The sequence below is a fragment of the Leifsonia williamsii genome, from assembly GCF_030433685.1.
In the GTDB taxonomy this organism is placed as follows: domain Bacteria; phylum Actinomycetota; class Actinomycetes; order Actinomycetales; family Microbacteriaceae; genus Leifsonia; species Leifsonia williamsii.
Genome location: NZ_JAROCF010000001.1, coordinates 3,754,798 through 3,779,610 on the forward strand (window position 1 = coordinate 3,754,798; position 24,813 = coordinate 3,779,610).

Annotated in this window: 22 protein-coding genes; 5 read left to right on the plus strand and 17 right to left on the minus strand. The window is 71.4% G+C overall.

The window, feature by feature from the left end:
- Positions 1 to 38: 38 nt before the first annotated feature.
- Entirely contained in the window at positions 39 to 479 is a 441-nt protein-coding gene (locus P5G50_RS17800) for a sigma-70 family RNA polymerase sigma factor family protein (protein WP_301209488.1), read from the minus strand.
- Between the two features lie 195 nt (positions 480 to 674).
- On the opposite strand from P5G50_RS17800, the gene P5G50_RS17805 reads away from it, so the two are divergent.
- Positions 675 to 1,841: a toxic anion resistance protein gene (locus P5G50_RS17805; RefSeq protein WP_301209489.1), complete on the plus strand. Its 1,167-nt coding sequence runs from the start codon at positions 675 to 677 to the stop codon at positions 1,839 to 1,841.
- A 24-nt stretch (positions 1,842 to 1,865) separates the two neighbouring features.
- Positions 1,866 to 3,095 carry an alpha/beta fold hydrolase gene (locus P5G50_RS17810; protein ID WP_301209490.1) on the plus strand — a complete coding sequence of 410 codons (1,230 nt, stop codon included), beginning with the start codon at positions 1,866 to 1,868 and terminating at the stop codon, positions 3,093 to 3,095.
- 5 nt (positions 3,096 to 3,100) lie between these two features.
- Here the strand turns inward: P5G50_RS17810 and P5G50_RS17815 are convergent, their stop codons facing one another.
- A complete protein-coding gene (locus P5G50_RS17815) occupies positions 3,101 to 3,421 on the minus strand; it encodes a DUF4326 domain-containing protein (protein WP_301209491.1) in 321 nt (106 codons plus the stop codon).
- Between the two features lie 114 nt (positions 3,422 to 3,535).
- On the opposite strand from P5G50_RS17815, the gene P5G50_RS17820 reads away from it, so the two are divergent.
- Positions 3,536 to 4,309, plus strand: a complete 774-nt coding sequence (locus P5G50_RS17820) for an SDR family NAD(P)-dependent oxidoreductase (RefSeq protein WP_301209492.1) — start codon at positions 3,536 to 3,538, stop codon at positions 4,307 to 4,309.
- 34 nt (positions 4,310 to 4,343) lie between these two features.
- On the opposite strand, the gene P5G50_RS17825 is transcribed toward P5G50_RS17820, so the two are convergent.
- From P5G50_RS17825 to P5G50_RS17835, 3 genes are all read right to left on the minus strand, one after another.
- The gene (locus tag P5G50_RS17825) at positions 4,344 to 5,159 is read right to left on the minus strand and encodes an NAD(P)H-binding protein (protein WP_301209493.1); all 816 of its coding nucleotides are present in this window, start codon (positions 5,157 to 5,159) and stop codon (positions 4,344 to 4,346) included.
- A 270-nt stretch (positions 5,160 to 5,429) separates the two neighbouring features.
- Positions 5,430 to 5,696: a hypothetical protein gene (locus P5G50_RS17830; RefSeq protein WP_301209494.1), complete on the minus strand. Its 267-nt coding sequence runs from the start codon at positions 5,694 to 5,696 to the stop codon at positions 5,430 to 5,432.
- A gap of 99 nt (positions 5,697 to 5,795) precedes the next feature.
- A complete protein-coding gene (locus P5G50_RS17835; protein WP_301209495.1) occupies positions 5,796 to 6,275 on the minus strand; it encodes a MarR family winged helix-turn-helix transcriptional regulator in 480 nt (159 codons plus the stop codon).
- A gap of 108 nt (positions 6,276 to 6,383) precedes the next feature.
- Here P5G50_RS17835 and P5G50_RS17840 point away from each other — a divergent pair, with 108 nt between their 5' ends.
- Positions 6,384 to 7,256, plus strand: coding sequence for an alpha/beta fold hydrolase (locus P5G50_RS17840; protein WP_301209496.1), 873 nt, complete (start codon positions 6,384 to 6,386; stop codon positions 7,254 to 7,256).
- A gap of 85 nt (positions 7,257 to 7,341) precedes the next feature.
- Here the strand turns inward: P5G50_RS17840 and P5G50_RS17845 are convergent, their stop codons facing one another.
- From P5G50_RS17845 to P5G50_RS17870, 6 genes are all read right to left on the minus strand, one after another.
- Entirely contained in the window at positions 7,342 to 8,511 is a 1,170-nt protein-coding gene (locus P5G50_RS17845; RefSeq protein ID WP_301209497.1) for a levoglucosan dehydrogenase, read from the minus strand.
- 40 nt (positions 8,512 to 8,551) lie between these two features.
- Positions 8,552 to 9,373, minus strand: a complete 822-nt coding sequence (locus tag P5G50_RS17850; RefSeq protein ID WP_301209498.1) for a sugar phosphate isomerase/epimerase family protein — start codon at positions 9,371 to 9,373, stop codon at positions 8,552 to 8,554.
- A gap of 29 nt (positions 9,374 to 9,402) precedes the next feature.
- Positions 9,403 to 10,383 (minus strand): ABC transporter permease, encoded by a 981-nt coding sequence (locus P5G50_RS17855; protein WP_301209499.1) that lies wholly within the window; start codon positions 10,381 to 10,383, stop codon positions 9,403 to 9,405.
- Complete coding sequence (locus tag P5G50_RS17860) at positions 10,380 to 11,894, minus strand: sugar ABC transporter ATP-binding protein (protein ID WP_301209500.1); 1,515 nt, start codon at positions 11,892 to 11,894, stop codon at positions 10,380 to 10,382. The genes P5G50_RS17855 and P5G50_RS17860 overlap by 4 nt, the downstream gene beginning before the upstream one ends.
- A gap of 53 nt (positions 11,895 to 11,947) precedes the next feature.
- Entirely contained in the window at positions 11,948 to 13,102 is a 1,155-nt protein-coding gene (locus tag P5G50_RS17865; RefSeq protein ID WP_301209501.1) for a substrate-binding domain-containing protein, read from the minus strand.
- A gap of 285 nt (positions 13,103 to 13,387) precedes the next feature.
- On the minus strand, positions 13,388 to 14,416 hold the full coding sequence (locus P5G50_RS17870; protein ID WP_301209502.1) for a LacI family DNA-binding transcriptional regulator: 1,029 nt from the start codon (positions 14,414 to 14,416) through the stop codon (positions 13,388 to 13,390).
- Positions 14,417 to 14,888: 472 nt separating this feature from the next.
- Here P5G50_RS17870 and P5G50_RS17875 point away from each other — a divergent pair, with 472 nt between their 5' ends.
- Positions 14,889 to 18,404: an Ig-like domain-containing protein gene (locus P5G50_RS17875; protein WP_301209503.1), complete on the plus strand. Its 3,516-nt coding sequence runs from the start codon at positions 14,889 to 14,891 to the stop codon at positions 18,402 to 18,404.
- 99 nt (positions 18,405 to 18,503) lie between these two features.
- Here the strand turns inward: P5G50_RS17875 and P5G50_RS17880 are convergent, their stop codons facing one another.
- From P5G50_RS17880 to P5G50_RS17905, 6 genes are read right to left on the minus strand one after another with little or no spacing between them, the layout of a single operon-like run.
- Positions 18,504 to 20,168: an FAD-dependent oxidoreductase gene (locus tag P5G50_RS17880; protein ID WP_301209504.1), complete on the minus strand. Its 1,665-nt coding sequence runs from the start codon at positions 20,166 to 20,168 to the stop codon at positions 18,504 to 18,506.
- On the minus strand, positions 20,168 to 20,431 hold the full coding sequence (locus P5G50_RS17885; protein WP_301209505.1) for a UBP-type zinc finger domain-containing protein: 264 nt from the start codon (positions 20,429 to 20,431) through the stop codon (positions 20,168 to 20,170). Before P5G50_RS17885 ends, P5G50_RS17880 begins: the two co-directional genes overlap by 1 nt.
- Positions 20,418 to 20,921: a thioredoxin gene (gene trxA / locus P5G50_RS17890; RefSeq protein WP_301209506.1), complete on the minus strand. Its 504-nt coding sequence runs from the start codon at positions 20,919 to 20,921 to the stop codon at positions 20,418 to 20,420. The genes P5G50_RS17885 and trxA overlap by 14 nt, the downstream gene beginning before the upstream one ends.
- Positions 20,918 to 23,569 (minus strand): ATP-dependent chaperone ClpB, encoded by a 2,652-nt coding sequence (gene clpB / locus P5G50_RS17895; protein ID WP_301230643.1) that lies wholly within the window; start codon positions 23,567 to 23,569, stop codon positions 20,918 to 20,920. Before clpB ends, trxA begins: the two co-directional genes overlap by 4 nt.
- Complete coding sequence (locus tag P5G50_RS17900; protein WP_301209508.1) at positions 23,560 to 23,877, minus strand: chaperone modulator CbpM; 318 nt, start codon at positions 23,875 to 23,877, stop codon at positions 23,560 to 23,562. Before P5G50_RS17900 ends, clpB begins: the two co-directional genes overlap by 10 nt.
- Positions 23,874 to 24,812: a DnaJ C-terminal domain-containing protein gene (locus tag P5G50_RS17905; RefSeq protein WP_301209509.1), complete on the minus strand. Its 939-nt coding sequence runs from the start codon at positions 24,810 to 24,812 to the stop codon at positions 23,874 to 23,876. The genes P5G50_RS17900 and P5G50_RS17905 overlap by 4 nt, the downstream gene beginning before the upstream one ends.
- Position 24,813: the final 1 nt, after the last annotated feature.

A 24,813-nucleotide genomic window follows, 5' to 3' on the forward strand; every position in this document is an offset into this window, starting at 1 on the left:
AGGGTGCCGTTGTGACACCCGGGAGGGCTGCGGCCGGCTCAGACGGTCACGCCGTGGCGCAGCGGCGCAGGGTGCATCCGCACCCACACGAGGCTGATCAGCGCGCCGGTGAAGTCGACGGCGAGCGCCGCGACCGGCGTCCCCGAGTCGACGACCATCAGGCCGGGACGGCTGTTGACCGCGCGCTCCTGCACGACCACGCCCGGGCCGGCCGCGAGACCGTGCGCGAGCACCTCGGCCGCGTCGTAGGGGCCGCGCACCACCCGCACCTCCGACCCGTCCGGCTCACCGCGGTCGACGACCACCGCCACGCCCGGATGCAGCAGGGAGCGCAGCCGGTCGAGGTCGCCCGCGGCTCCGGCCTCGCCGAGGCCGTGCACGGTCGCGTGGCGCAGGCCGAAGGCGAAGTGGCGGCGCAGGCCCGCCGGGTGCCGGCCGCTGGCCGGTCGTGTCGTCGTCCCACTATCGCTCTTGCGCACCGCAGCCTCCCGCGTCCCGTCGTGTCCCTCCCAGAGCAAGGTCCCTCACAGAACAAGACCGTGCAGGTCTCCCGGATGTGACTCCGCCTGGCCGAATGCTGCGCTTCCGCTGTGCACGCGACCCTCGCCCTCCCGCCGCCCGGCCTGGCGGCCTACCCTGGCAGCATCGATCGACGCCAAGGGTGAGGAGCGGTCATGGATGCGCACACGGACGAGGGCCTGCGGCCTCCGGAGGCGGTGCCTGAGCTGTCGGACGACCAGGCCGTGAGCATGGTCCGGGTGTCGGCGCAGCGGACGGCCGAGCTGGAGCAGCAGGCGAGGGACTTCGTCGCCGAGCTGGCCGCCGCCGACCCGGACAGCGACGCCTTCCGCCGCAAGATCAACGGCTTCTCGCTGTTCGGCGACAAGGAGATGCGGGAGTCGGGCGACGCCTCCCGCGCGCTGCTGAACCGGCCGGGCGCCTCGCTCGCCGCCGCGCGCGGCAAGACGGTGCGCACCGACCCGCAGTACGGCGTGCTGCGGACGCTGCAGGACCTCCGCTCGACCGTCAGCGACTTCGACCCGCAGCACCTCACGGGCCGCAACCGGATGCTCGCGCGCGTGCCGGGTGGCAGGAGGCTGCGCCAGTACGTGCAGCGGTTCGAGTCGGCGCAGAAGCAGCTGGACGCGATCGTCTCCTCCCTTGACAACGGCCAGGAGTCGCTGCGCCGCGACAACGTCGACATCGAGCAGGAGCGCGCCGCCCTCTGGAAGACCACCGAGCGCCTCAACGAGTACGTCGTGCTGGCGACCGCGCTCGACAACGCGACCGTGGAGGCCGCCGAGGAGCTGCGCAGCACCGACCCCGAGCGCGCCGCCCGGCTCGAGAGCGAGGCGCTGTTCCCTATCCGCCAGCGCCGCCAGGACCTCACCACGCAGATCGCGGTGTCGGTGCAGGCGTACCTCGCGCTCGACGTGATCAAGAAGAACAACGTGGAGCTGATCAAGGGCGTGGAGCGGGCCAAGACGACCACGGTCTCCGCCCTCCGCACCGCCGTGGTCGTCGCGCAGGCCCTCGAGAACCAGCGCCTCGTCATCGACCAGCTGGGCGCCCTCCACGAGAGCACCAACTCGCTGATCGGCCGCACGGGCGAGAACCTGCGCACCCAGACCGAGCAGATCCAGAAGGAGCAGACCTCGGCGGCGGTCGACGTGGAGGTGCTGCAGCGCGCCTTCGACAACGTCTTCGCCACGATGGACAGCATCGAGTCGTACCGGGGCGAGGCCATCGCGAGCATGGCGAAGACGGTCGACGCGCTGGAGCACCAGGTGACGCGCTCCCGCACGTACCTGGCGCGGACGCGACCGGAGGGGACGCGGTAGGCGGGCCCGTGCCACGATGAGGTCATGCGGGGGACGACAGCGGCCAGGGCAGCACGCGCCGCCGCGCTCCTCCTCACGCCCCTGCTCGCGCTCACGACGCTGACCGCGTGCACCCAGGAGCTCCGCGGCGAGGAGGACCTCGGCGCCCGTCCCTACACCGGCCGGTTCTACGAGGACCCGCCGAGCGCGGTCGGGGCGCCCGGCGTGGTGGTGCGGTCGGAGGTGGCGGCCGGAGCGCCGGAGGGGGCGACCGCGTGGCGCATCCTGTTCCGGTCGACGGATCTGCGCGGGGATGCGGTGCTCAACAGCGGGATGCTCGTCGTGCCCGACGGCCCGGCGCCGGACGACGGGCGCACGATCGTATCGTGGGGGCATCCGACCACGGGGAGCGCCGAGAAGTGCGCGCCGTCGCGATCCGTCGACCCGTATCTGTGGATGGAGGGGCTGCCGAGCCTCCTGAAGCAGGGCTACGCCGTCGTCTCCACCGACTACACCGGCATGGGGGTCCCCGGCCCCGACTCCTACCTGATCGGCGCGACCGAGGGGCGCAACGTGCTCGACGCGGCCCGCGCGGCCCGCGGCTTCCTCGGCGACGCCGCGAGCGACAGGGTGCTCCTGTGGGGGCACTCGCAGGGCGGCCAGGCCGTGCTGTTCGCGGCGCAGCTGTCGCGGGAGTACGCGCCGGAGCTGGACGTGCGCGCGGTCGCCGTCGCCGCACCCGCCACCGACCTCGCAGCGCTGCTGCGGGCCGACATCGGCGATGTGTCGGGGGTGAGCATCGGCTCGTACGCCTTCGCCGCGTACTCGGAGGTGTACGACGCACCGCTCGACAGCATCCTGACGCCGGAGGCGGAGGCCGCGCTCCCCGCCATGAACGGCTTCTGCCTCATCACCCAGAACGCCGCCCTGCACAAGGTCGCGCAACCGCTGGTCGGCCGGTTCGTCACCGCCGACCCCGGTGCGACGCAGCCGTGGGCGGACCTCCTCGCGGCCAACACTCCCGGCACCTCCGCGCTGCCGATGCCGCTGCTGGTGGCGCAGGGACGGGCGGACCAGCTCGTACGGCCGGCAGCGACCTCCGCCTTCGTCGAGCGCGAGAAGCGGCTCGGGACGGCGGTGACGTACGACGAGATCGCGGGGGCGACGCACGGGTCGATCGCGGACAAGGCGCTTCCGGGGGTGCTGCGGTTCTTCGCGGAGGAGGTTCGGGCATCGGCCTCGCGGTCGTCCGCTCCTTCCTCGGGGAGCCGGTAGGCAGTTCAGCCTTCGTCGGTGCCTCTGTTCGCGATCTCGAGCAGAACGTCGGCGTGGCAGAGCTGATCCAGCGGGCACCAGCACGCCAGGTTCTTTCCCACGAGTCGCTCGCGGATCTCGTCGGGCCCCGGGTAGTCCAGCGCCGCTCGCGCGGCCGGGTCGTCGAGCATCGCGCGGAATGCTGCGATCGCGTGCGCGCGGCCGTGCTCGGCGATCGAGAACGGGTTGCCCCACTTCGACGGGCGCGCGACGACGACCGTGTTCTCCGGCTTCCGCCACCCCTTGCGGCGGGACAGCTGGATGCGTCGGGGGGTGTCGCCTCTCATGCCGCCTCTCCCTTCTCGCCGATCAGCTCGGCCTCGATCTCTTCGGTCTCGATCTCTTCGGTCTCGTTCTCTTCGGTCTCGACACGGGCCCGCCGGTGGCCCTAGCCTCCCGCTGTGGACCTCCGACTCACAGGCAAGCACGCCGTCGTCACCGGCGCGAGCCGCGGCATCGGCCTCGCGATCGTCCGCTCCTTGCTCGCGGAGGGGGTCGGCGTCGTCGGCGTCGCCCGCCGGGGCACGGCCGAGACGGCCGAGCTCGAGCGCGCGGGCTCCTTCGAGCTTCTGGAGGCCGACCTCGGCGCCGAGGAGGGCATCCTCGCCGCGGCGGCGCGGATCGACGGCCCGGTCGACATCCTCGTCAACAACGTCGGCTCGGCGCCCCCGCGGCCCGGCGGCTTCGCGAGCATCACCGACGAGCAGTGGACGGCGACGTACGGCTTGAACGCGCTCGCGGCGGTGCGGACCACGCGCGCCCTCCTCGATCGCATCCCCGACGGCGGCTGCATCGTGAACATCGCCTCCGAGAACGCGATGCTCGCCGATCCGCTCGTCATGGACTACAGCGCGGCGAAGGCCGCCCTGCTGAGCTTCACGAAGTCGCTGTCCAAAGAGCTCGGCCCGCGCGGCATCCGCGTCGACTCCATCAGTCCCGGCCCCGTGGCCACCGACCTGTGGCTGGGTGACGGTGGCGTCGCGCGGACGGTCGCGGCCGCCACCGGCGCGGACCCCGACCAGGTGCGCAAGGGCGCCGAGCAGTCGATGGCGACCGGGCGCTTCACGACGCCGGAGGAGGTGGCGGCGCTGACCGCGATGCTGGCCAGCCCGCTGCTCGGCAACCTGACCGGCGCGGATGTGGTGATCGACGGCGGCCTGCGGCAGACCATGTGAGCGAGGTGCCACGGGCGTGGGCCGCGTGCGCCCGTCACGGCACCGCGTCTCTCACGACGTCGACGATGCCGCGGGGCGGTCGGCCCAGCAGGGCGGCGAGGTCGCCGGTCTCGGCGGCGAGCAGGCCTCGCGCTGCGAGCGCCTGCAGCGGACCCAACGGCCCAGCGGCTTCCGGCGCCACGCGCTCGTGCGCGACCGGCCTGCCGAGGGCGGCGGCGAGTGCAGCGGCGAGCGCGTCGTACGTCCACGCCGGGCCGCGCAGCTCCAGCACGTGCTCCCGCGGCGGGCGCAGCGCTGCGGCGGCCGCCGCCTCGGCGAGATCGCGCAGCGACGCCGTCGCCAGCGGGCCGTCACCCGCCGCCGATGCGATGCGCCCGGCCTCCGCCTCCGCGAGCGCCCGCTCCACGAACGGCTCGGTGTAGAAGCCGTTGCGCAGGATCGTCGCGCCGCGCCCGTCGCGGTCGAAGGCGTCCAGCAGGAGTCCCTCCGTCGTCGCATGACCCGGATCGTGTTGAGCGCCGAACGCGCTGGTGTAGACGACCCGGCGGACGCCTGCGGTGAGCGCCGCCTCGACGACGGCCCGGTGCTGCGGGACGCGGACGCCCGGGTCGAGCGCCGGACTCGACACGAACACCAGCGTGTCGATGCCCGCGAAGGCGGCGGCCAGCGTCGCGGGGTCGTCGTAGTCGCCCGCGCGGGTCGGGAGGCGCCGGTCGGCGAAGGCACGTGCGTCGCCGGCGCGGCGGACGAGCGCGTGCACGCGGCCCGGCGCGCGGTCGGCGAGAGTGGCGACGATCGCGCCGCCGAGGCGCCCGGTGGCGCCGGTGATGAGGATGTGGTGCCCGCTCACGGGCAGGCCGGAGGGGCGGACCGTCAGGCCCGCACCGGGTCGATCGAAGGAATCGGCATCTGCGCGGCAGCTTACGGCATCCGCGGCCGGCTGTGATTCATCCCCCGTTCACCGCGGGATGCCACACTCCCGGAACCGCCGCGGGCGTTCCGGGGGGAGCGCCCGCAGATGCCCGGCCTCATGTCGACGGCGGTCCCGGTCGTGACCGCCGGTCCGAGCCGCCCCAGGGTGTGCCGCGGCGGTCACGCCTCGGCGCCCGGACGGCGCACCCTACCCGAGCGCGGACATCGCCCACAGCACCACCGCCGCCACACCCACGATGACCACGCAGGCCGCCACGACCGACGCGAGCACGACGAAGCCGCGCCGCACCCTCCTGGCGCCGAGCGTCCCCGGCGCGAACGTCCGGGCCGTGATCTTGTCGAGGTTCGGCGCGACGATCGCGACGTACGGCTCCTGGGGGTCGTCGGGGAGCCCGTACGGCAGCGGCTGCTCCGGCTCACGGGCGCGGAACACGCCGTCCCCGTCCTCCCGCATCTCGATCATCGTCCCCCGATCCCCGCATCCGTGCGGAAGCCCGTCACCCGGTCACCCGGTCACCCGTCTCCACCGTAACCGCCGGCAACCCGCTGATCATCACACCGGGCGCCACGGCGCCTGCACGCGCTGCAGCTCCACCGCCAGCTCCCTCAGCCCGTCCTCGAGCTCCCGCAGGCGCCCGTCGCCGAGCCTCGTCGCGAGCCGGTCCTTGAGCCGGTCGAACGCCTCGGCGCCGATGCGGTGCATCTCGACGCCGCGGGGTGTGACGACGAGGCGCTTGCGGCGGGCGTCCTGCGGGTCGGCCTGCCGCTCCACATAACCGAGCTGCTCGAGGGACGCGATCGATTTCGCGGCCGCCTGCTTCGAGACCCCGAGGCTGCGGCCCAGCTCAGAGGCTGTTCCCGCGCCCTCGGCGATCGCCCGCAGCGCGAACTCGAGGTTCGCCGTCGCGCCGGGGTGACCGGCCTCCTTCAACTCCGCCACCACTTCGTCGACCATCAGCGTGAAGCCGTCGAGGAGCAGGAGGGCGAACTCCGCCCCGCGGGTGATCGGCAGCTGCGGCGCATCCGTGGACATGGCCACCAATCTAGGACATGACGACAGTATTGACAACCAGGTTGTCTTCATCTCAGAATGACAACCACGTTGTCCATTCCGGCGACGTCTTCACGGAAGGTTCCCGCCATGACCCCGAACACGATCCCCGAGGTGCAGCACGCGACAGCGGCTGTCAACGGGACCACGCTGCACTACGTCTCCGCCGGCGCGACCGGCACTCCCCTCCTGCTCGTCCACGGGTTCCCCGAGTCGTGGTGGGCGTTCCACCGCGCGATCCCGCTGCTGGCCCGGCATCACCGGGTCTTCGCCGTCGACCTCCGCGGCTTCGGCGACTCGGCCCCGGCGACCAGCCCGTTCACGAGCGCCGACGCGGCCGAGGACCTGCACAGCTTCATCCAGCACCTGGACGTCGGCCCGGTCCACCTCGCCGGGCAGGACATCGCGGGCGCGACGGTGTACCGACTCGCCGCCCAGCACCCGGAGGACGTGCGCAGCCTCATCGCCACCGAGATGGGCCTCGCCGGCTTCGGACTGGAGGCGCTCGCGGATGTCACCCACGGCGGCTCGTGGCACATCGGGGTGCTCGCCTCCCCGGGCATCGCTGAACTGCTGCTCACCGGGCGCGAACGCCGCGTGCTGGGCGAGTGGGCCTTCCCGTCGATGACCGGACGCCCGGGCACCATCACGGACGACGACGTCGCGGAGTTCGCGCGCACCTACGAGCGCGCGTCGGGCTGGCAGGGCGCCGTCAGCCTTTACCGGTCGATGCTCGCCGAGGGCGACGAGCTGCGCGCGCTCGCACGCACCAGCCCGGTCGCCGCACCGGCCCTGGCGATCGGAGGCTTCGGCGGCTCCTTCACCGCCGACACCCTGAGCCAGGTGGTCACGGGCGACGTCACCTCGGTGCTGATCCCCGACGTCGGACACTACGTGGCACTGGAGGCTCCCGACGAGTTCGCGGCGGCGGTCATCGCGTTCACGGGCCGGGTCGACGGCTGAGCGCGCGCCGAGGGCGGCGGACCGCCGATCGGTCCGCCGCCCTCTCCTGTCGCCTCAGCCCTCCCCGCGCAGTGCGGGGCGCCTCCTACTCGATCCCCGGAACCTCCACCCACTCCCCGGTCTCCGCCGACTGCACGATCGCGTCGTCGATAAGCGCCGTCTTGTAGCCGTCCGCGAAGTTCGGGCGCACCTCCGTGCCGTTGGCGATGGCGCTGAAGAAGTCGTGCGCCTCGATGATCTTCGTCTCCCCGTAGCCGATGCCCAGCGCCGGGATCGGCCACAGTGCGCCGCCGTTGGGGTGCGCCGGCCCGGTGTAGATGGTGCGGAAGCCGCGGCGGTCGTCGCCGTCGGAGGCGAAGCAGACCTGCAGCTCGTCGCGGCGCTCGTAGTTGAAGACGAGGCTGCCCTCGGTGCCGTGGATCTCGAAGGTGATGTAGTTGTTGCGGCCGTAGCCGTTGCGGGTGGCCTCCACCGAGCCGATCGCCCCGTTCTCGAAGCGGATCATGGTCATCACCTGGTCGTCCACATCCACCGCTCCACGCGGGCCCTGGCCGCCGCGGGCGGTGCCGAGGCTGTCCGCTCCTCCGGTCTGCAGCGGGCGCTCCGGGATCCAGGTCTGCATCATCGCGTTGACCGAGCCGAACTCGCCGACGAGGTAGCGGGCGATGTCGATGACATGGGTGGCGATGTCGCCGAGCGCGCCCGAACCGGCGATGGACTTCTGGAAGCGCCAGGACAGCGGCGAGTCGGGGTTCGCGCTCCAGTCCTGGAGGTAGGTGCCGCGGAAGCTCAGGATGCGGCCGATCGCGCCCTCCTCGATGAACTTCTTCGCCAGGGCGATCGCGGGGGTGCGCCGGTAGTTGAAGGCGACCATGTTGACGACGCCCGCCGCCGTCACGGCCTCGTACATCTGCTTCGCCTCCTGGGCAGTGCGGGCCAGCGGCTTCTCGCTGATGATGTGCTTGCCCGCCTGCGCTGCGGCGATCGCGATCTCGGCATGGAGGTGGTTGGGCGTCGCGATGTCGACCACGTGGATGTCCGGGTCGTTCACCACGCTCCGCCAATCGGAGGTGGAGCGTTCGAACCCGAAGCGGCGTGCGGCCTCCGCCGCGAGCTCGTCGGTCGCCTCGGCGATGGTGTGCCGGACGGGGAGAGCCGGCGCCGGCCAGAAGAACATCGGCATGGCCGCGTACGCGAGCGAGTGGGCCTTGCCCATGAATCCGCCGCCGATCAGCCCGACGTTGAGGTGCTGCATGGTGATGGTGTTCCTTTCGAGAGGGGTCGTTGTGTGGCCGTCAGGCCGCGAGCAGACGGCGCAGGGAGTCGCGGCTCGCCCGGGCGGCGTCCTTCGGATCGCCGTCGTAGTCGTCGAGCTCGACCATCAGCCAGCCGTCGTAGCCGGTGTCGCGGAGGGCCGCGAGGATGCCGGGGAGGTCGAGGTCGCCAGCACCGAGCGGCTGGAAGGTCACCGACTCCCTGGTCAGGTCCTTCAGGTGGACGTGGTTGATGCGGTCCCCGTAGGCACGGATGATCGCCGCAGGGTCTCCACCGCCGGCCGCGAGGTGGGCGACGTCGGGGCAGAACCCGATGCGCGTCGCCGGCAGCAGCCGGTCGAGCTCCTCCGGGCTCTCGACGATCGTCGAGAGGTGCGGGTGGTAGCTCGCCTCGACGCCCGCGGCCTCGGCGATGTCCGTCACCTGGTTCAGGGAGTCCGCCAGTCGGCCGTAGTCCTCGTCCGTCGTGCCGGCCGCCCGGCGGGCGCCTCCTCCGATGACGAGCCGGCCCGCTCCGAACTGCGCCGCGAGGTCGGCGGAACGGCGGATGCGGTCGAGCTCGTCCGGCAGGATGTCGGGGTAGATGAAGTTGGCGCCGCTGTAGACGCTGACCAGCTCGAGGCCGGCGTCGCGCAGGTGGCCGGTGAGCACCTCCGGCCGGTCGGCGAACTCCACGAGGTTGCCGTCGAACATCTCGACGCCCTCGTAGCCGGCCGCACCGATGTCCTCCACCGCCCGCTGCATGTCGCCGTGCGTGAGGTAGAAGAGGTCTTTGACGCTGGTCACCCCGGTCGGGTGGCCGACGACGCCGCCCCAGGTGATGGAGCAGTATCCGAGTCGCATTGCTTGTCGCCTTTCTGGAGGGAGGAGGGTCACTTCTTGCGGGCCAGGGCCACGGCGAGGATGATGATGCCGCCGCGCACGACCTGCTGCTGGCTGCTGTCGAGGCCGGCGAGGATGAGGCCGTTGTTGATCAGGCCGATCAGCAGCGAGCCGAACAGCGTGCCGATCACGGTGCCGCTGCCGCCGAAGAGGCTGGTGCCGCCGAGGATCACGGCGGCGATCGCCGAGAGCTCGTCGCCTGTCCCCCACTGGAACCGCCCGGACTGCAGGCGGCCGGCGTAGAGCATGCCCGCCACGCTGGCGACGAGACCCGAGAGCAGCAGCACCTGGAAGGTGATCCGCTTGGTGTTGATGCCGGTGAAGTCGGCGGCGGTGCGGTTGCCGCCGGTCGCGAGCACCTGGCGGCCGAACTTGGTGCGCGCGAGCACGACGGCTCCCGCGGCGACGAAGACGCCCGACCAGATGATCAGCCCCGGGATCGGCCCGATGTTGCCCGAGCCGAAGATCGTGTTGTACGTGTCGTCGAGGATCGGGATGGGCGCCGACGCGGTGATCCACTGCGCCGTCCCGACGGCGATCCCGAGCATCCCGAGCGTCACGAGGAACGACGGGATGCCGAGCATGCTCACCAGAGCGCCGTTGATCGAGCCGACGACGGCTCCGACCGCGAGCCCGCAGAGGATGCCGGGGAGCGGGCCCCAGGAGGCGATCCCCATCGCCGTCACGACGCTGGCGAGACCCGCCGTCGACCCGACGCTCAGGTCGATCTGCGCGGCCGCGATGACGTAGGTCATCCCGACGGCGATGATCGTGATGGTCGAGGTCTGCCGGAAGATGTTGAGCAGGTTGTTCGGCGACAGGAACCCCTGGTCGTGGAGCAGGATCGCGAAGAAGACGAAGACGACCACGAAGCCGATGTAGATGACGTAGCGGCGCCAGTCCCAGCTCTTGAGGGCTTCACCGAAGCCGGTGCGCCGCGCGGGCGCGTCGATGGTTGCCGGTTGGTTCATTGCTGGACTCCTTGTACTGCGAGTTCGAGGGTCTCCTCGTCGGCGATGTCGCGGCGGGGCATGTCGCGCACGATCGCGCCCTCCCGGATGATGAGGATCCGGTCGCTCACGGCGAGGAGTTCTGGGTATTCGGACGAGATGACGATCACGGCCTTGCCGGAGGCGGCCAGATCGCGGATGCGGTCGAGGATCTCGCTCTTGGTGCCGATGTCGACGCCGGCGGTGGGCTCGTCGAGGATGAGCACCTCGGGGTCGGTTCCGAGCCACTTGGCGATGACGACCTTCTGCTGGTTGCCGCCCGAGAGCAGCCGCACGGGCCGGCCCGGGTGGGCGACCTTGATGCGCAGGCGGTCGATCAGGGAGGCGGAGAGGGCACGGCTCTCGGCCGTGCTGAGCAGCGGCCCGCGCCGCACCTCGTCGAGCAGCGGCAGCAGGAGGTTCTCGCGCACCGAGTGATCGAGCACGAGGCCCTGCTCGCGACGGTCCTCCGGAACGAGCGCCAGCCCCGCAGCGATGGCCTGCTTCGGGGAGGAGAGCGCGACCCGCTCCCCGTTGACGAGCACGTCGCCGGCCTCCGCGCGGTCGATGCCGAACAGGGCGCGGGCGAGCTCGGTCCTGCCGCTCCCCATCAGCCCGGCGAGGCCGAGGATCTCGCCGCGCCGCAGCGTGAACGAGATGTCGCGCACCCGGTCGCCGGCGGTCAGGCCGCGGACCTCGAGCAGGGGCGGACCGTCGTGCTCGACGACCTCCCGCTCCCGGTAGGTGAGCTGGCTCTCGATCCTGCGGCCGACGATCCCCTCGACGATGTCCTCAGGCGTCACCGCGCTCAGCGGCTCGGTGAACAGCCGGCGGCCGTCGCGCAGCACTGTGATGCGGTCCGCGATCCGGTACACCTCGTCCATCCGGTGCGAGATGTAGATGATCGAGATGCCCCGCGCCTTCAGCCGTCCGATGAGCTCGAAGAGGGCCTCGGTCTCGTGGCGGGCGAGGCTGGCGGTCGGCTCGTCCATGATCAGCACCCGCGCGTCCTGCGACAGCGCCTTGGCGATCTCGGTGAGCTGCCAGTAGGCCGTACCCAGCCGCCCGACCTCCGCGCGGGGGTCGATGTCGACGCCCATCCCGGCGAAGACCTTCGCGGCCTTCCGCACCAGGGCGCGCTCGTCGATCATCCCGAACCGGGTCAACGGCTCGGAGCCCAGGAGGATGTTGCGCGCCACGCTGAGGCTCGGCACGAGGCTGAACTCCTGGAAGACCATGCCGATGCCGGCGGCCTTCGCGGAGTGGATGGAGTCGATGTCGGCGCGGACGCCGTCGACGAGGATGTCGCCCGCATCGGCGCGGTACACGCCCTGCAGGATCTTCATCAGCGTCGACTTGCCGGCGCCGTTGCCGCCGGCGAGGGCGTGCACCTCGCCGGGCCGGACGTCGAAGTCGACGCTGTCGAGGACGACGACGCCGCTGAAGGACTTCGAGATGCCCTGCATCTGGACGGCGTTGTTCGGTGTGGTCATGGATCCGCCTTCCGCGTGGCGGGGAGCGCGACCGTGCGCTCCCCGCCCGCTCCCTACTTCTTGTACGAGTCCTTCAGGTCCTTCGGCGGGTCCTGGTGATAGACCTTCTTCCACGCGTCGAGCACGTTCTCGTGGTCGACGGGGAGGGCGCTCAGCGCGATGTACGGCGGAGCGGTCTTCCCGAGCAGCGCGCCGGCGCCGAGACGGGCCTCTGTCACGCCCTGGTCGAACGGCACCTGGGCGCCGAGCCCGACGACGAGCTGGTCCTTGGCGAGGGCGATGGCGACGTTCTTGCCGAGGTCCTCGGTGGCGATCTTGAGGTCGGTGCGGCCGGAGGCGCGGGCTGCTGCCATCACGCCCTCGGCGGGGACGTCCCAGACGGCCCAGATGCCGGAGAGGTCCGCGTGCTTGCTCAGCATGGCGTTGGCCGCCGCCTGCGCGTCTCCGGCGAAGTCGGGACCGGCGATGCCCTTCTCCTCGACGATCTTGATGTCGGGGTACTCCTTGGTGATCGTGTCCTTGAAGCCGTCGTAGCGCTGCTTGGTCACGAAGAAGTCGGCCTGGTGGAAGATCGTGCCGATGGTGCCCTTGCCGCCGAGCGCCTTCGCGAGCTCGTGCGCCGAGACCACGCCGTTGCCGTAGTTGTCGGCCGAGACGACCGACACGTAGTCCTTGCCGGCCTCGAGCCCCTGCGGCACGTTGTCCATGAACACGAGCTTCGCGCCCGCCGCGGCCGCCGCCTTGTACGCGGAGGCGGTGGCCACCGGGTCGGTCGGGATGGAGACGATGATGTCCGGCTTCTTGGTCAGAACGGTCTCGAGGTCGGAGACCTGCTTGTCCGGCTTGAAGTCGGCGTCGGTCGTCGCCACGACCGTGATGCCGAGCTTCGCGAACTCGCTCTTGAGCCCGGCGATCTGAGCGGTCGCCCAGTCGTTGCCGCCGTAGTGCATGACGATGGCGGCGGTGGCGCCGAGGGCCTTCACCTCGGCGATCTCGTCGTCGGTGAGGTCGGCGTCGGAGGCGGGCGACGGGTCCTCGCCGTTCGGACCCTTGCTGAACACCTGGCCGGTCACCTCCTCGAGCGCCTTCTCGGCCTTCTGGGAGGCGGCGGAGTCCTGAGTGCCGCCGGAGCCCGTTGTCGAGCTGCAACCGGCGATCCCGATGATCAGGGCCGCGCTCGCTGCGAACAGTGCTGTCTTTCGGAGCATGCTTCTCCAGTCCTTTCTGGATTGCGTGGAACGAGGGTGCATGTGATGCCCGGCGGCGCACCCTGCTGACGAGCGCAGGCGTGCGGGCACGGGTGTCGGACGTCGCCCGGGACCGGGATCCGCCCCTGGACAGTCGTCACTGACGTCGGAGCCGATCGGTCTCGCGGACTTCGCCGGCGGCGGTCCGTCGACTCCGCCAGCGCCTCTATCGTGAACGTTCACGGAACCATTTGTCAAGCGCCGCGTCGGCCACCCCGCGCACCGGCGCGAGACGGCCGGACGGCGTCAGGAGGCTCTGATCGCGCTCCTGCGCACCACGAGCGTCGGCACGCTGGGCGTGCGATCGACCTCGCGCCCTTCCACCGCCCCCAGGAGCACCTCGATCGTCGCGCGGGCCAGCGCGGGGAAGTCCTGCCGGACGGTGGTCAGCGGCGGCAGGAAGTAGTCCGACCCCTCCAGGTCGTCGAAGCCGACGATGCTGACGTCCTCGGGGACGCGCACGCCGTTCTCCGAGAAGGCGCGGATGAGCCCGAGCGCGGTGTGGTCGCTCACGGCGAAGATCGCGGAGGGGACGCGGCGCTCCTCGATCAGGCGCAGGCCCGTCTCGTACGCCCACTTGGGGCTCCAGTCGCCCTCGAGACAGAGCCCCGGCCGCAGCCCCGCGGCGGCGAGCGCCGCCTCCCAGCCGCTCTTGCGCACACGCCCGTCGAACCAGTCCATCGACCCCGCGATGTGGGCGATGTCGGTGTGGCCCAGCTCGATCAGGTGCTGCGTGGCCATGCGCGCCCCCAGCTCCTGGTCCTCGGAGTACGTGAAGACCTTGGGGGTTCCGGAGGCGCCCGCCGCGATCATCTCGACCGGCACGCGGACCGACGCGCGCCGGGTCGCCTCCGCCATCGACAGGCGCGGCGCGATGACGATGATCCCGTCGACGCCGATCTCGTCGAGGGTGTCGAACGCCCCCTGCATCGACTGCTCGAAGGGCTCGTTCGCGGCGACCACGGTCACGACGTAGCCGCGCTCCCGCGCCTCCCGCTCCAGGGAGAGCAGGGTCCCGACGGGCCCGAAGCGGGGAGAGCCGTCGGTGACGATGCCGATGGATGTCGACCGATTGGTGACCAGCGCCGCCGCCGAGCGGTTGCGGCGATAGCCGACCTCCGCGATGATCTCCTGGATCCGCGCACGGGTGGCGGCGTTCACATCGGGCGCGTCGTTGATGACCCGCGAGACCGTCTGGTAGGAGACGCCGGCGATCCGCGCGACGTCGGTGATCGAGGGCTTCCGGGTCGGCACGGGCGCCTCCTTTCGCGACATCCTGTCCTGACGGACTCTATCTGTCGCTCGCGAACGTTCACGCTCGCTCTCGGGAGACTCGAACACCTGCTTCGCGTCGCGCAACGCGACGCGCAGGGCCTGATCCGGGCCGACGCGTGCTATCTGGCGGCGGCTCTCGAGGAGGGGTCGGCCGGCCGTTGACGCCGACGCCGGCACGTCACCCCCGCCCCGGCACCACGACGGCGACGTCCACCCCCGCACTGGGCACCTCCGCGCTCTTGACGCAATAACCCGTGTTCTGATCACTGGTGGCTTTTTTATTTCGCCCCGTAAACGTCCTGTTACCAGTCTGTTTCCGCGGCCATGAGAGGCCTGTGCGACCCCCTAGCTTCGATCCTGAGAGGGCGTTCAGTCGCTCTCTCGTGCTCCTCTCGCCGCCCCTTCGGCCCCTGCACCTGGCCGCGGGCGACTCCCCCACCCGTTTCGAGCTAGGAGAACCTTGCCTGCACGCATGTCCGTGCGGCGCCGAATCGCGCTGAGCGTCGCTGCCGCACTCGTCCCCGTCGTGGCCCTCACGACCGCCCCCGCCGCCGTCGCGGCGCCCGAACCCGATCCGGTCGTGGCGTCCGGATCCGACTGGGCCGTCACCACCGCCCCCGGCGGCTACCTCGTCACGCTCGAGCTCGATGAGCCGCTGCCGATGGTCGACGACGCGCCCACCCTGCTGGTCGACGGCGAGCCGATCGGCCTGGCGACGGAGTCGGCCGACGGCCTGAGCCTCGCCGTCGTCACCGCCGATCCCGCCGTGGGCGATGCCGGCGCGGTGACCAAGGGCTGGTCGAGCGGCGAGGAGGACAAGGCCGCGGAGACCCCGGTCGCGCCCGAGACGCCGGCGGTGCCCGAGAACAAGACACTCACCAGGCAGATGAAGTCCTTCGCAGGGCTTGCCGCCGTCGACGACCCGTCGGCGCTCGGTTCGTACGGTGTCACGGAGGCCGAGTACGACTTCGGCGACCAGGCCGTCCCGCTCGCCGCGATCGGCGGCATCCGCGGTGAGCTCACCGGCAAGATGTACCTCACGAACGCGACGGGCGCGCGCCCCACGGTCGTGCTGCTGCACGGACGCCACACGTCCTGCTCCGGCACCGGCGCCAACCCGCTGCGGTGGCCCTGCGGCCCGACGCAGATGAACATCCGCTCCTACCTCGGCTACGAGGGCACAGCCCGATCGCTGGCGTCGCACGGCTACAACGTGCTGTCGATCGCCGCCAACGCGGTCAACTCCAACGACAACCAGCTCGCCCTCGACTACGGCGCGCAAGCGCGCGGCCAGCTCATCCTGGACACCCTCGGGATGCTCGCCAAGGCCGACGCGGGCGAGGCCGTCGCCTACGACGACATCACCACAGCGACCGACACGGTGCCGAGCACCACGACCACCCGCACCCTGGACGAGGCGTTCGTCCGCGCCACCACGCGCGCCGATCAGCCTGCAGCGGCGTCCGCTGTGACGGCTGCCTCGCTGAAGGGCCGTTTCGACCTCGGGCACGTCGGCATCATGGGGCACTCCCGCGGCGGCGAGGGCGTGGTCTCGGCGGCCACGCTGAACCAGGCGCTCGCGAAGCCGTACGGCATCGAGTCGGTCCTCCCGCTCGCCCCGGTCGACTTCGGCCGGATGACGCTGCCGGACGTGCCCACCGCCGTGTTCCTCCCCTACTGCGACGGGGACGTCTCCAACCAGCAGGGCCAGCACTTCATCGACGACTCGCGCCATGCGTTCGACGACGACGTGCTCCGCTCGGCCGTCTGGGTCATGGGCGCCAACCACAACTTCTTCAACACGGTCTGGACGCCCGGCCTCTACCCGGCGGCGACCGGCGACGACTGGCGCACCAGCGACACGACCTCCACCTGCGCGACGACGAACCCGACCCGCATGACGGCAGCCCAGCAGTACCAGGTCGGCGTCAGCTACATGACGGGCTTCTTCCGCCTCACGATGGGCGGCGAGACGCAGTTCCAGTCGCTGTTCGACGGCTCGGTCAAGCCCTCCACCACTGCGACCTCCTACGCCGACGTGCGCGTGATGGCGACGCAGCCCGCGTCGAAGACGGCGCTCGTCACCGACTTCACGGAGACCAGCTCGCTCGTGCGGGTGTCAGGAGGCGCGACCGCCGCGGTCTGCACCAACCTCACCGGCCGCACGGTGCCGCAGTCCCTCCCCTTCTGCGCCACCACCAAGGCGTCCGCGCAGGTGCCGCACTGGACGCCCGGGTCGTTCGCGCCGAACGTCCCCGAGTTCCCGGTGACCCGGTTCCTCTGGACCGGAGCGTCGACGACGGACCCGACGGCGCCCAGCACCGGTGAGCTCCGCATCACGGTCCCGGCGAAGCTCCGCGACGTCTCCCGCCAGGCGCAGCTGACGCTGAAGACCGCCCCCGACGAGGCGGTCCAGACGGGCACCGACTTCACGATCACCGTCGTGGACGGCACGGGCAAGACCTTCGCCGTCGCCGCCTCCGCGGTCAACCCGCTCGCCGTGAACCGGATGCCGGGCGGCACGAACACCACGCTGAACAAGGTGGTGCTGCAGCAGCTGACCATCCCCACCTCCACCATCACGGGAATCGACCTGACCGATGTGCGGGAGGTCCGGCTCACGGCGAAGGTCGGTGCCGACGGCACCGGCACGGGCGGCGTCTACCTCTCCGACCTCGCGTTCGACACCCCGTCGGTCGGCACCGCCGTGGTGCAGACGCGCACGACGGTCAACGTCGCTCCGACCGCGGTCGAGGAGGGTTCCGGGCCCGGCACCGCCGACGTCGCGGTCTACCTGAACCGCGCCGAGAAGTCGCCCGTCACCGCGTACGTCAGCGTCATCGGCTCGGCCACCGGGCTCGTCGGGGTGGGGATGGAGAAGGTCTCCTTCGCGCCCGGCGAGACGTGCAAGGCCGTCACCGTGCCCACTCTCGGGAACACGGCGACGTCCACCTCGGCCAGCACGGCGTTCAAGGTGAGCGTCACGAACACGACCGACGCCGTCATGGGAGCGGGCGCCTTCGCCAACCTCACCGTCCGCGAGGACGACGGGGTCACCGGCACCGCGACCGCCCTGCCGCCCGTCGGCGCCCAGGGCGAGGCGTGTGCAGAGCTCGCCGCCGCCACCACCCCCGTCCCGCTGACGACGTCGGCCGAGGATGTCGCCCCCGGCGGCGCCTTCACCCTCACGGCGACGGGCTTCCGCGCCGGTGAGACCGTCGCCTTCACGTACGGCGGCACCGGCCTGGGGACCGCGATCGCCACGGCCGAGGGCACCGCGACGATGGAGGTGCCGGTCGCGGAGGACGCCGACCTCGGCCCCGCTGACGCGACGGCCACCGGCTCCGGCTCCGGCCGGCGCGCGACCGTCGCCGTGTCGGTGCTCGCGCCGACGGAGACCACCCTCGCGGCGACCCCGAAGAAACCGGCCGCCGGAGAGAAGGTCGTGCTCACTGCGACGGTCACCGGTCGCGACGCCACCGGTACGGTCTCGTTCGTGGACGGGGAGACGCCGGCCGCGAACCCGGCGCCGGGAACCGCTGCCGCCCTCGCGGCGGGCCAGACGGTGCTCGGCGAGATCGAGGTCGTTGATGGGGTCGCGACGCTGACCCTGCCCTCGGGCCTCGCCGCCGGCGAGCACACCATCACGGCCTCCTTCGCCCGCACGGCCACGGCCGACGCCTCGACCTCCGACCCGATCACCGTGACGGTGGCGGCGGCTCCTCCTGCGGGCGGACCGGACGGACCGGGCAACGGCTCGGGCGGCGGCGCGGGAGGCGGCTCGGGCAACGGCCCGGGCAGCGGCCCGGGCAGCGGCTCGGGCAGCGGTTCGGGCACTGAGGTCGCCGGCAGCGGCGACACCACCGGCATGGACTCGCTCGCCGAGACCGGCTCGGCCATCGGCCTGTGGCTGCTCGCCGCCACGACGGCGCTCCTCCTGGGAGGCGGCGTGCTCGCCGTATCGCGGCGGCGGCGGGCCATGAGCTGACCACTGCCGACAGAATGGACGGGGCGCCGCGCCCGCTCTCTCGAGCGGGAGCGGCGCCTCGGGGCGAAGTGGCCGAATGGTCCGCGAGCCGCGCTCTCGTCAGAGCCGGGCCCCTCCCGTGGTGAGGTAGTCGTGGACCATCGTCACGACGCTCGCTCCTTCGCCCACCGCGGCCGACATCCGTTTGACCGATCCGCTGCGCACGTCGCCCGCGGCGAACACGCCCGGTATCGAGGTCTCGAACGGCTGGGTGCGCACGTCGCCCTCCCCCGGTCGCGGTCCCGTGAGGAGGAAGCCGCGCTCGTCCCGCTGGATGTCGTGGCCGAGCCATGCCGTCGCGGGGACCGCCCCGATGAAGACGAACAGGTGGGCGGTCTCGAGCTCCTCGCGTTCGCCGGAGGGCCGGTGCACGACCGTGACGGACTCGAGCCGGGCCTGTCCCCTGGCCTCCACCACTTCGGATCGCGTGTGGACGGTGATGCGCGGGTGATCGCGGATCTGGACGATCAGGTATCGCGACATGTCACGACCGAGGTCGGCCGCGCGGACGATCAGGTGGACGCGGGACGCGGTCCCGGCGAGGAAGACGGCCGCCTGTCCTGCCGAGTTGCCGCCGCCCACCACGACTACGGGGTCGGTGCCGCACTCACGCGCCTCGTTGATCGTCGCCGCGTAGTAGACGCTGGTGTACTCGAACCGTTCGAGGTCCCTCACCTCCAGGCGGCGGTAGTCCATCCCCGACGCGACGACGACCGCGCCGGGACTCACGGTCGATCCGTCGGCGAACCGCACGGTCAGCGCCGCACCGGCGACGTCGAGCCCTTCCGCGGCGGCCGGGACCAGGACGGTGGCCCCGAACTTGGCCGCTTGAAGACGGGCGCGCTCGGCGAGCTCGGCGCCCGAGATCCCCGCCGGGAAGCCGAGATAGTTCTCGATCCGGGCGGATCGTGCGGCTTGGCCGCCGGTGGCGATCGCGTCGCTGAGCACGACCGACAGCCCGTCGGAGGCGGCGTAGACCGTCGCCGCCAGTCCCGCCGGCCCCGCACCGACGACGAGGAGATCGCACGTCGGTTGCGGCCGCACTCCGCGGATGCCGAGCGCCTCCGAGACGTCCGCGACGGACGGATTGCGCATGATCCGCTCACCGCCGACGATGACGACGGGAAGGTCGCCGACCTCCAGGCGCAGCCGCCGGACGATGACCTCGGCGGCGTGATCGCCGTCCAGGTCGAGCAGCCGATGCGGGATCCGGTTGCGCGCGGCGAGATCCAGCAGCCTGCGGGTGTCCGGCGAGAAGCGCGAGCCCACGATACGGAGCCCGGCCCCGGACCCGATCGCCAGCGACCGGCGGATGAGATACGCGCGCAGGATGATATCGCCGAGCACCGGGTCGCGGGTGACGATCCGCTGCAGCGCCGGTATCGGCACGGCGAGCACGGTGCCGGCCTGGAGCGCCCTCACCGTGGCGAAGGACGGCTGTCCCTCCAGCAGCCCGATGTCGCCGACGAACCGGCCGGGCCCGTGCACCTCGGTTCGTGCACCCTGCCCGTCCTGGCCGGTGTCCTCGACGACGACCCGGCCCTCGATCACCGTGAAGAAGGAGCCGATCGGCTCGCCCGCCCGCGCGAGCACCTGGCCCGCAGAAACGGGTTCGGTGGTGCCGTGCTCGCCGAGCGCCTGCAACTGCGGCGACGTGAGTCGCGGGTACGCGCCGAACGCGTCCGGCGTCTCCGCCGCCTGCGTCTCCGGGCCGGGGCCGGTCATCACACGTAGTCCTCGTCGATGTAGCACCACTGCCAGCTCTCACCCGGCTCGTGCGAGCGGACGATGGGATGCCCTTCGTGCGCCGCATGCGCCCGCGCGTGCCGCATGGGTGAGGCGTCGCAGCAGCCCACCGTGCCGCAGGTGAGGCACAACCGGAGGTGCACCCACGGCGTTCCGAGCGCCAGGCATGCCTCGCACGCACCCGGCGTGCGCGGCGTCACCGGACGGATGAAGGCGATGTGGGGATCCCTACGAACGGTCATGGGGCGTTCCTCCCTCCCCGCCGTCGCGCGCGCCCTTCCGGGCGCGCCGCTGCCGCAGCATCGCGTCGTCGAACCAGCGGCGCAGCACGGCAACGGGCGCCGCCCCGGCCTGCCGGGCGATCACCTCCCCGTGGTCGATGATCATGAGGGTCGGAACGGCCTGCACCGTGAACCGGGACGACAGCAGGGGCGCCCGGTCGACATCCACCTTCACCAGCTTCACCTCGCCCGCACGCTCGGCAGCCAATTCCTCCAGGACCGGGCTGACCATCCGGCAGGGGCCGCACCAGGTCGCCCACATGTCGACGATCACGGGCAGGTCCGCCTGCTCGGCGATCTCCGCGAACGTGTCGTCGAGAGCGTCCGCGATCCACGGGAGGGTCTGGTGGCAGTTCGCACAGCGCGGACGTCCGCTCGCAGCCGCGGGCACACGGTTCTTGCGCCCGCAGTTCGGGCAGCGGATCACCCTGGTGGCATCGACGGCGCTCATGCGGTCGCCTGCGCTTCCGCGTCCGCCGTCGTCGGCGCATCCACCACGTCGACGACGATGTCGCCGTCCCGGACGTCGATGCGCACGGTCGATCCGTCACCGACCGTCCCCGACAGCAGCGCCCTGCCCAAGCGGGTCTCGATGTCGTGCGAGATGTATCGGCGCAGCGGTCTGGCGCCGTGGAGCGGGTCATAGCCGCGCTCGGCGATGAGGCGCCGGGCCTCGGGCGTGACCTCGAGCCCGATCTGGCGTTCCGCGAGACGGCGCGCCAGGTCGCCCATCAGCAGATCGACGATCGACTCGATCTGCTCCAGGCCGAGAGGCGCGAAGACGATGATGTCGTCGACCCGGTTGAGGAACTCCGGCCGGAAGCGGCCTCGCAGCTCGGCCAGCACCAGATCCTTGACGTTCTGCGGGATGCCCCCCGCGGTGTCGCGGGAACCGGTGAGCAGATGCTCCGCTCCGATGTTGGACGTCATGATCACGATGGTGTTGCGGAAGTCGACGGTGCGACCCTGGCTGTCGGTGATCCGTCCATCGTCGAGCACCTGCAGCAGCGTGTTGAACACGTCAGGATGCGCCTTCTCGATCTCGTCGAAGAGGACGACGCAGTAGGGGCGCCGGCGGACGGCTTCCGTGAGCTGGCCGCCCTCGTCGTAGCCGACGTACCCGGGAGGGGCGCCGACGAGCCTGCTCACGGTATGGCGCTCCTGATACTCGCTCATGTCGAGCCGGATCATCGCGGAATCGCTGTCGAAGAGCGCACCGGCCAGGGCCTTCGCGAGCTCGGTCTTACCGACGCCCGTCGGCCCGAGGAAGATGAACGAGCCGATGGGTCTCCTGGCATCCCGGATGCCGGAGCGCGCTCGGATGATCGCGTCGGTGACGAGCCGCACGGCCTCCTCCTGGCCGACGACACGCTCATGCAGGATCTCGTCGAGCTTCAGCACCTTCGCGCGCTCCCCCTCCTGCAGCCGGGCGACGGGGATGCCCGTCCAGGCCGCGACGATCTCGGCGATCTCCTCCTCGGTCACCACCTCGCGCAGGAGCCGCTGGCGGCCCTGCTTCTGCTGAAGCCTCTGCTCCTCGGCGGCGAGCTGACGCTCGAGATCGGAGAGCCTGCCGTAGCGCAACTCGGCTGCGCGGTTGAGGTCGTACCTGCGTTCGGCGTCCTCGGCTTCGCGCCGCACCTGCTCCAGTTCGCTCCGGAGCTCCTGGACCTTGCGGATGGCCTGGCGCTCCGCCTCCCACTGGGCGCGTTTCGCGTTCGCCTCCGCCTGGAGGTCGGCGAGTTCGCGCCGCAACTCCTCCAGCCGGATCCGGCTCGGCTGGTCCTTCTCCTTCTCCAGCGCCGCCTCCTCGATCTCGAGCCGGGTCACGCGGCGCGTGAGCTCGTCGAGGTCGGCGGGCATCGAGTCGATCTCCGTCCGCAGCCGCGCACAGGCCTCGTCGACGAGATCGATGGCCTTGTCCGGCAGGAACCGGTCGGTGATGTAGCGATGCGAGAGCGTCACGGCCGCCACGAGCGCGTTGTCCTGGATGCGCACCCCGTGGAAGACCTCGAGCCGCTCGCGCAGCCCGCGGAGGATCGAGATGGCGTCTTCGACGCTCGGCTCATCCACCAGCTCCGTCTGGAAGCGTCGTTCGAGCGCGGCGTCCTTCTCGATGTGCTGCCGGTATTCGTCCAACGTGGTCGCCCCGATGAGGTGCAGCTCCCCGCGGGCGAGCATGGGCTTGAGCATATTGCCCGCGTCCATCGCGCCCTCGGTGGCACCGGCTCCGACGAGGGTGTGGAGCTCGTCGATGAACAGCAGGATGCGCCCCTCTGCGGCCACGACCTCCGCGAGAACGGCCTTCATCCGCTCCTCGAACTCGCCGCGGTACTTCGCGCCGGCGACGAGGGCCGCGAGATCGAGCTGGAACACCGTCTTGTCGCGGAGCCCTTCCGGGACGTCCGTGTTGACGATCCGCTGGGCCAGCCCCTCCACGATCGCCGTCTTGCCGACACCCGGCTCGCCGATCAGCACCGGGTTGTTCTTCGTCTTGCGCGACAGGATCTGGATGACCCGGCGGATCTCGGTGTCGCGCCCGATGACGGGGTCGAGCCGGCCGGCGCGGGCATCCGCCACGAGGTCGCGCCCGTACTTCTCGAGCGCCTCGTACGTCTGCTCGGGTGTCGCGGAGTTCACGTGCTGATTGCCGCGGACGGCAGTCAGCGCCTGGAGGAAGGACTCCCTCGTCACGCCGTTGCTCCGCAGGACGCGCGCGGACTGCCCTCCGCTCGGGTCGTCGGCCAGCGCGAGGAGCAGGTGCTCGACCGAGACGTACGAGTCCTTCAGCCGGTTCGCCTCCCTCTCGGCGCGGTCGAGGGTGGCCGCCAACGTGCGGGAGAGGAACACCTGACCAGGGGTCGCCCCTGGGCCGGTCGTCCGCGGTTTCCGTTCGATTGCCTGCTGCACCTCGGTGAGGAGGTCGGCCACGTCGACCCCGGCGGCTTCGAGCAGCCGCGGGATCAGACCGTCCTCCTGCGTGAGAAGGGCGAGCAGGAGGTGCTCGTTCTCGGTCTCGGTCTGCCCGTTCCTGGTGGCGATGCTCTGGGCCTCCTGCAGGGCCTCCTGGGACTTCTGAGTCAGCTTGTTCATCTCCATGGCGGAGTCTCCTTCCCGGAGCGGATGACGGATCGCTGCGCTTCGAGCACGTCGATCCGGGCGAGCAGGTCGATGACGAGTGCGACAGCGGCGTAGTTGAGGGACAGGTCGGCGTGCAGGCGCACGATGCGCCGCACCTGTTCCGGCACGTCCGGCGTGAACCACAGCCGACCGGACGCGTCGACCGCCGCCGCTACGAGCCCGAGCTCGACGAACCGCCGGACCAGCTCGGGATGGACGCGTGCGGCATGAGCGACCATCCCGAGGTCGAGGCGGGGCGGGATCACCGGAAGCAGGGGGGAGCTCATGACGACGACCTCGGATCGAAGCGGGATTCGCGCTGCAGCTGCTCGAAGAGCTCGCGTTCACGCTGCGTGGGGTGCGGGGGGACCATGATCCTCACCTTCGCGAACAAGTCGCCCGGCCTCCCTCCGGGTTGCGGCATCCCCTGGCCCTTCAGCCGCAGCCGGCGCCCGCTCGACGAGCCGGGCGGGACGCGCACGGTGATGGGTCCTCCGGGGGCTCGCGTCGACACGCTCGCGCCGAGGGCGGCCTCCCACGGCGAGATCAGCAGGTCCATCTCGATGTTCTTGCCGTCGAGGCGGAGGCGCCGGTCCGGCTTGACCCTGAGCGTGATGACCAGATCGCCGGCTCCGCCGTCCTGCCGCCCCGGCTGCCCTCCGCCGGAGACGCGGATGCGCTGCCCGTCGAGGGCGCCTGGCGGGATCTGGATGTCGAACGACTCGCGTTCGCCCTCGGGACCCGCGAGGATCACCGTCCGGGGGCCACCGCGGAACGCCTCCTCGACCGTCAGCTCCAGTTCGGCCTCGGAGTCCATCCCGCGGCGCGAACCGAAGACGTCGCCGAAGAGGTCCTCCCAGTCCACGGACGCACCGCCCGGGCCCGCTCCCGCCTGCGCGCTCGACCAGCTGAATCCGGACGGCCCCGGCCGGGCGCGCGTGCGGCCTCCCGGGCGTGCACCACCGGCCGGCTGCGATGCGTGCTCGCGTTCGGCCTCCGCGTAGCGGCGGAACTCCGGCCCGAAGCGGTCGTACTGAGCCCGCGACTCCGGGTCGTTCAGCACGTGGTACGCCTCGCTGATCTTCTTGAAGGTGTCCTCCGCGCCGGGCTGCTTGTTCACATCCGGGTGGTACTTCCGGGCGAGCGAGCGGTAGGCGCGCTGGATCTCGTGGAAGTCGGCCGATCGCGGGACGCCCAGCAGCTGGTAGTAGTCGTCCGCCACG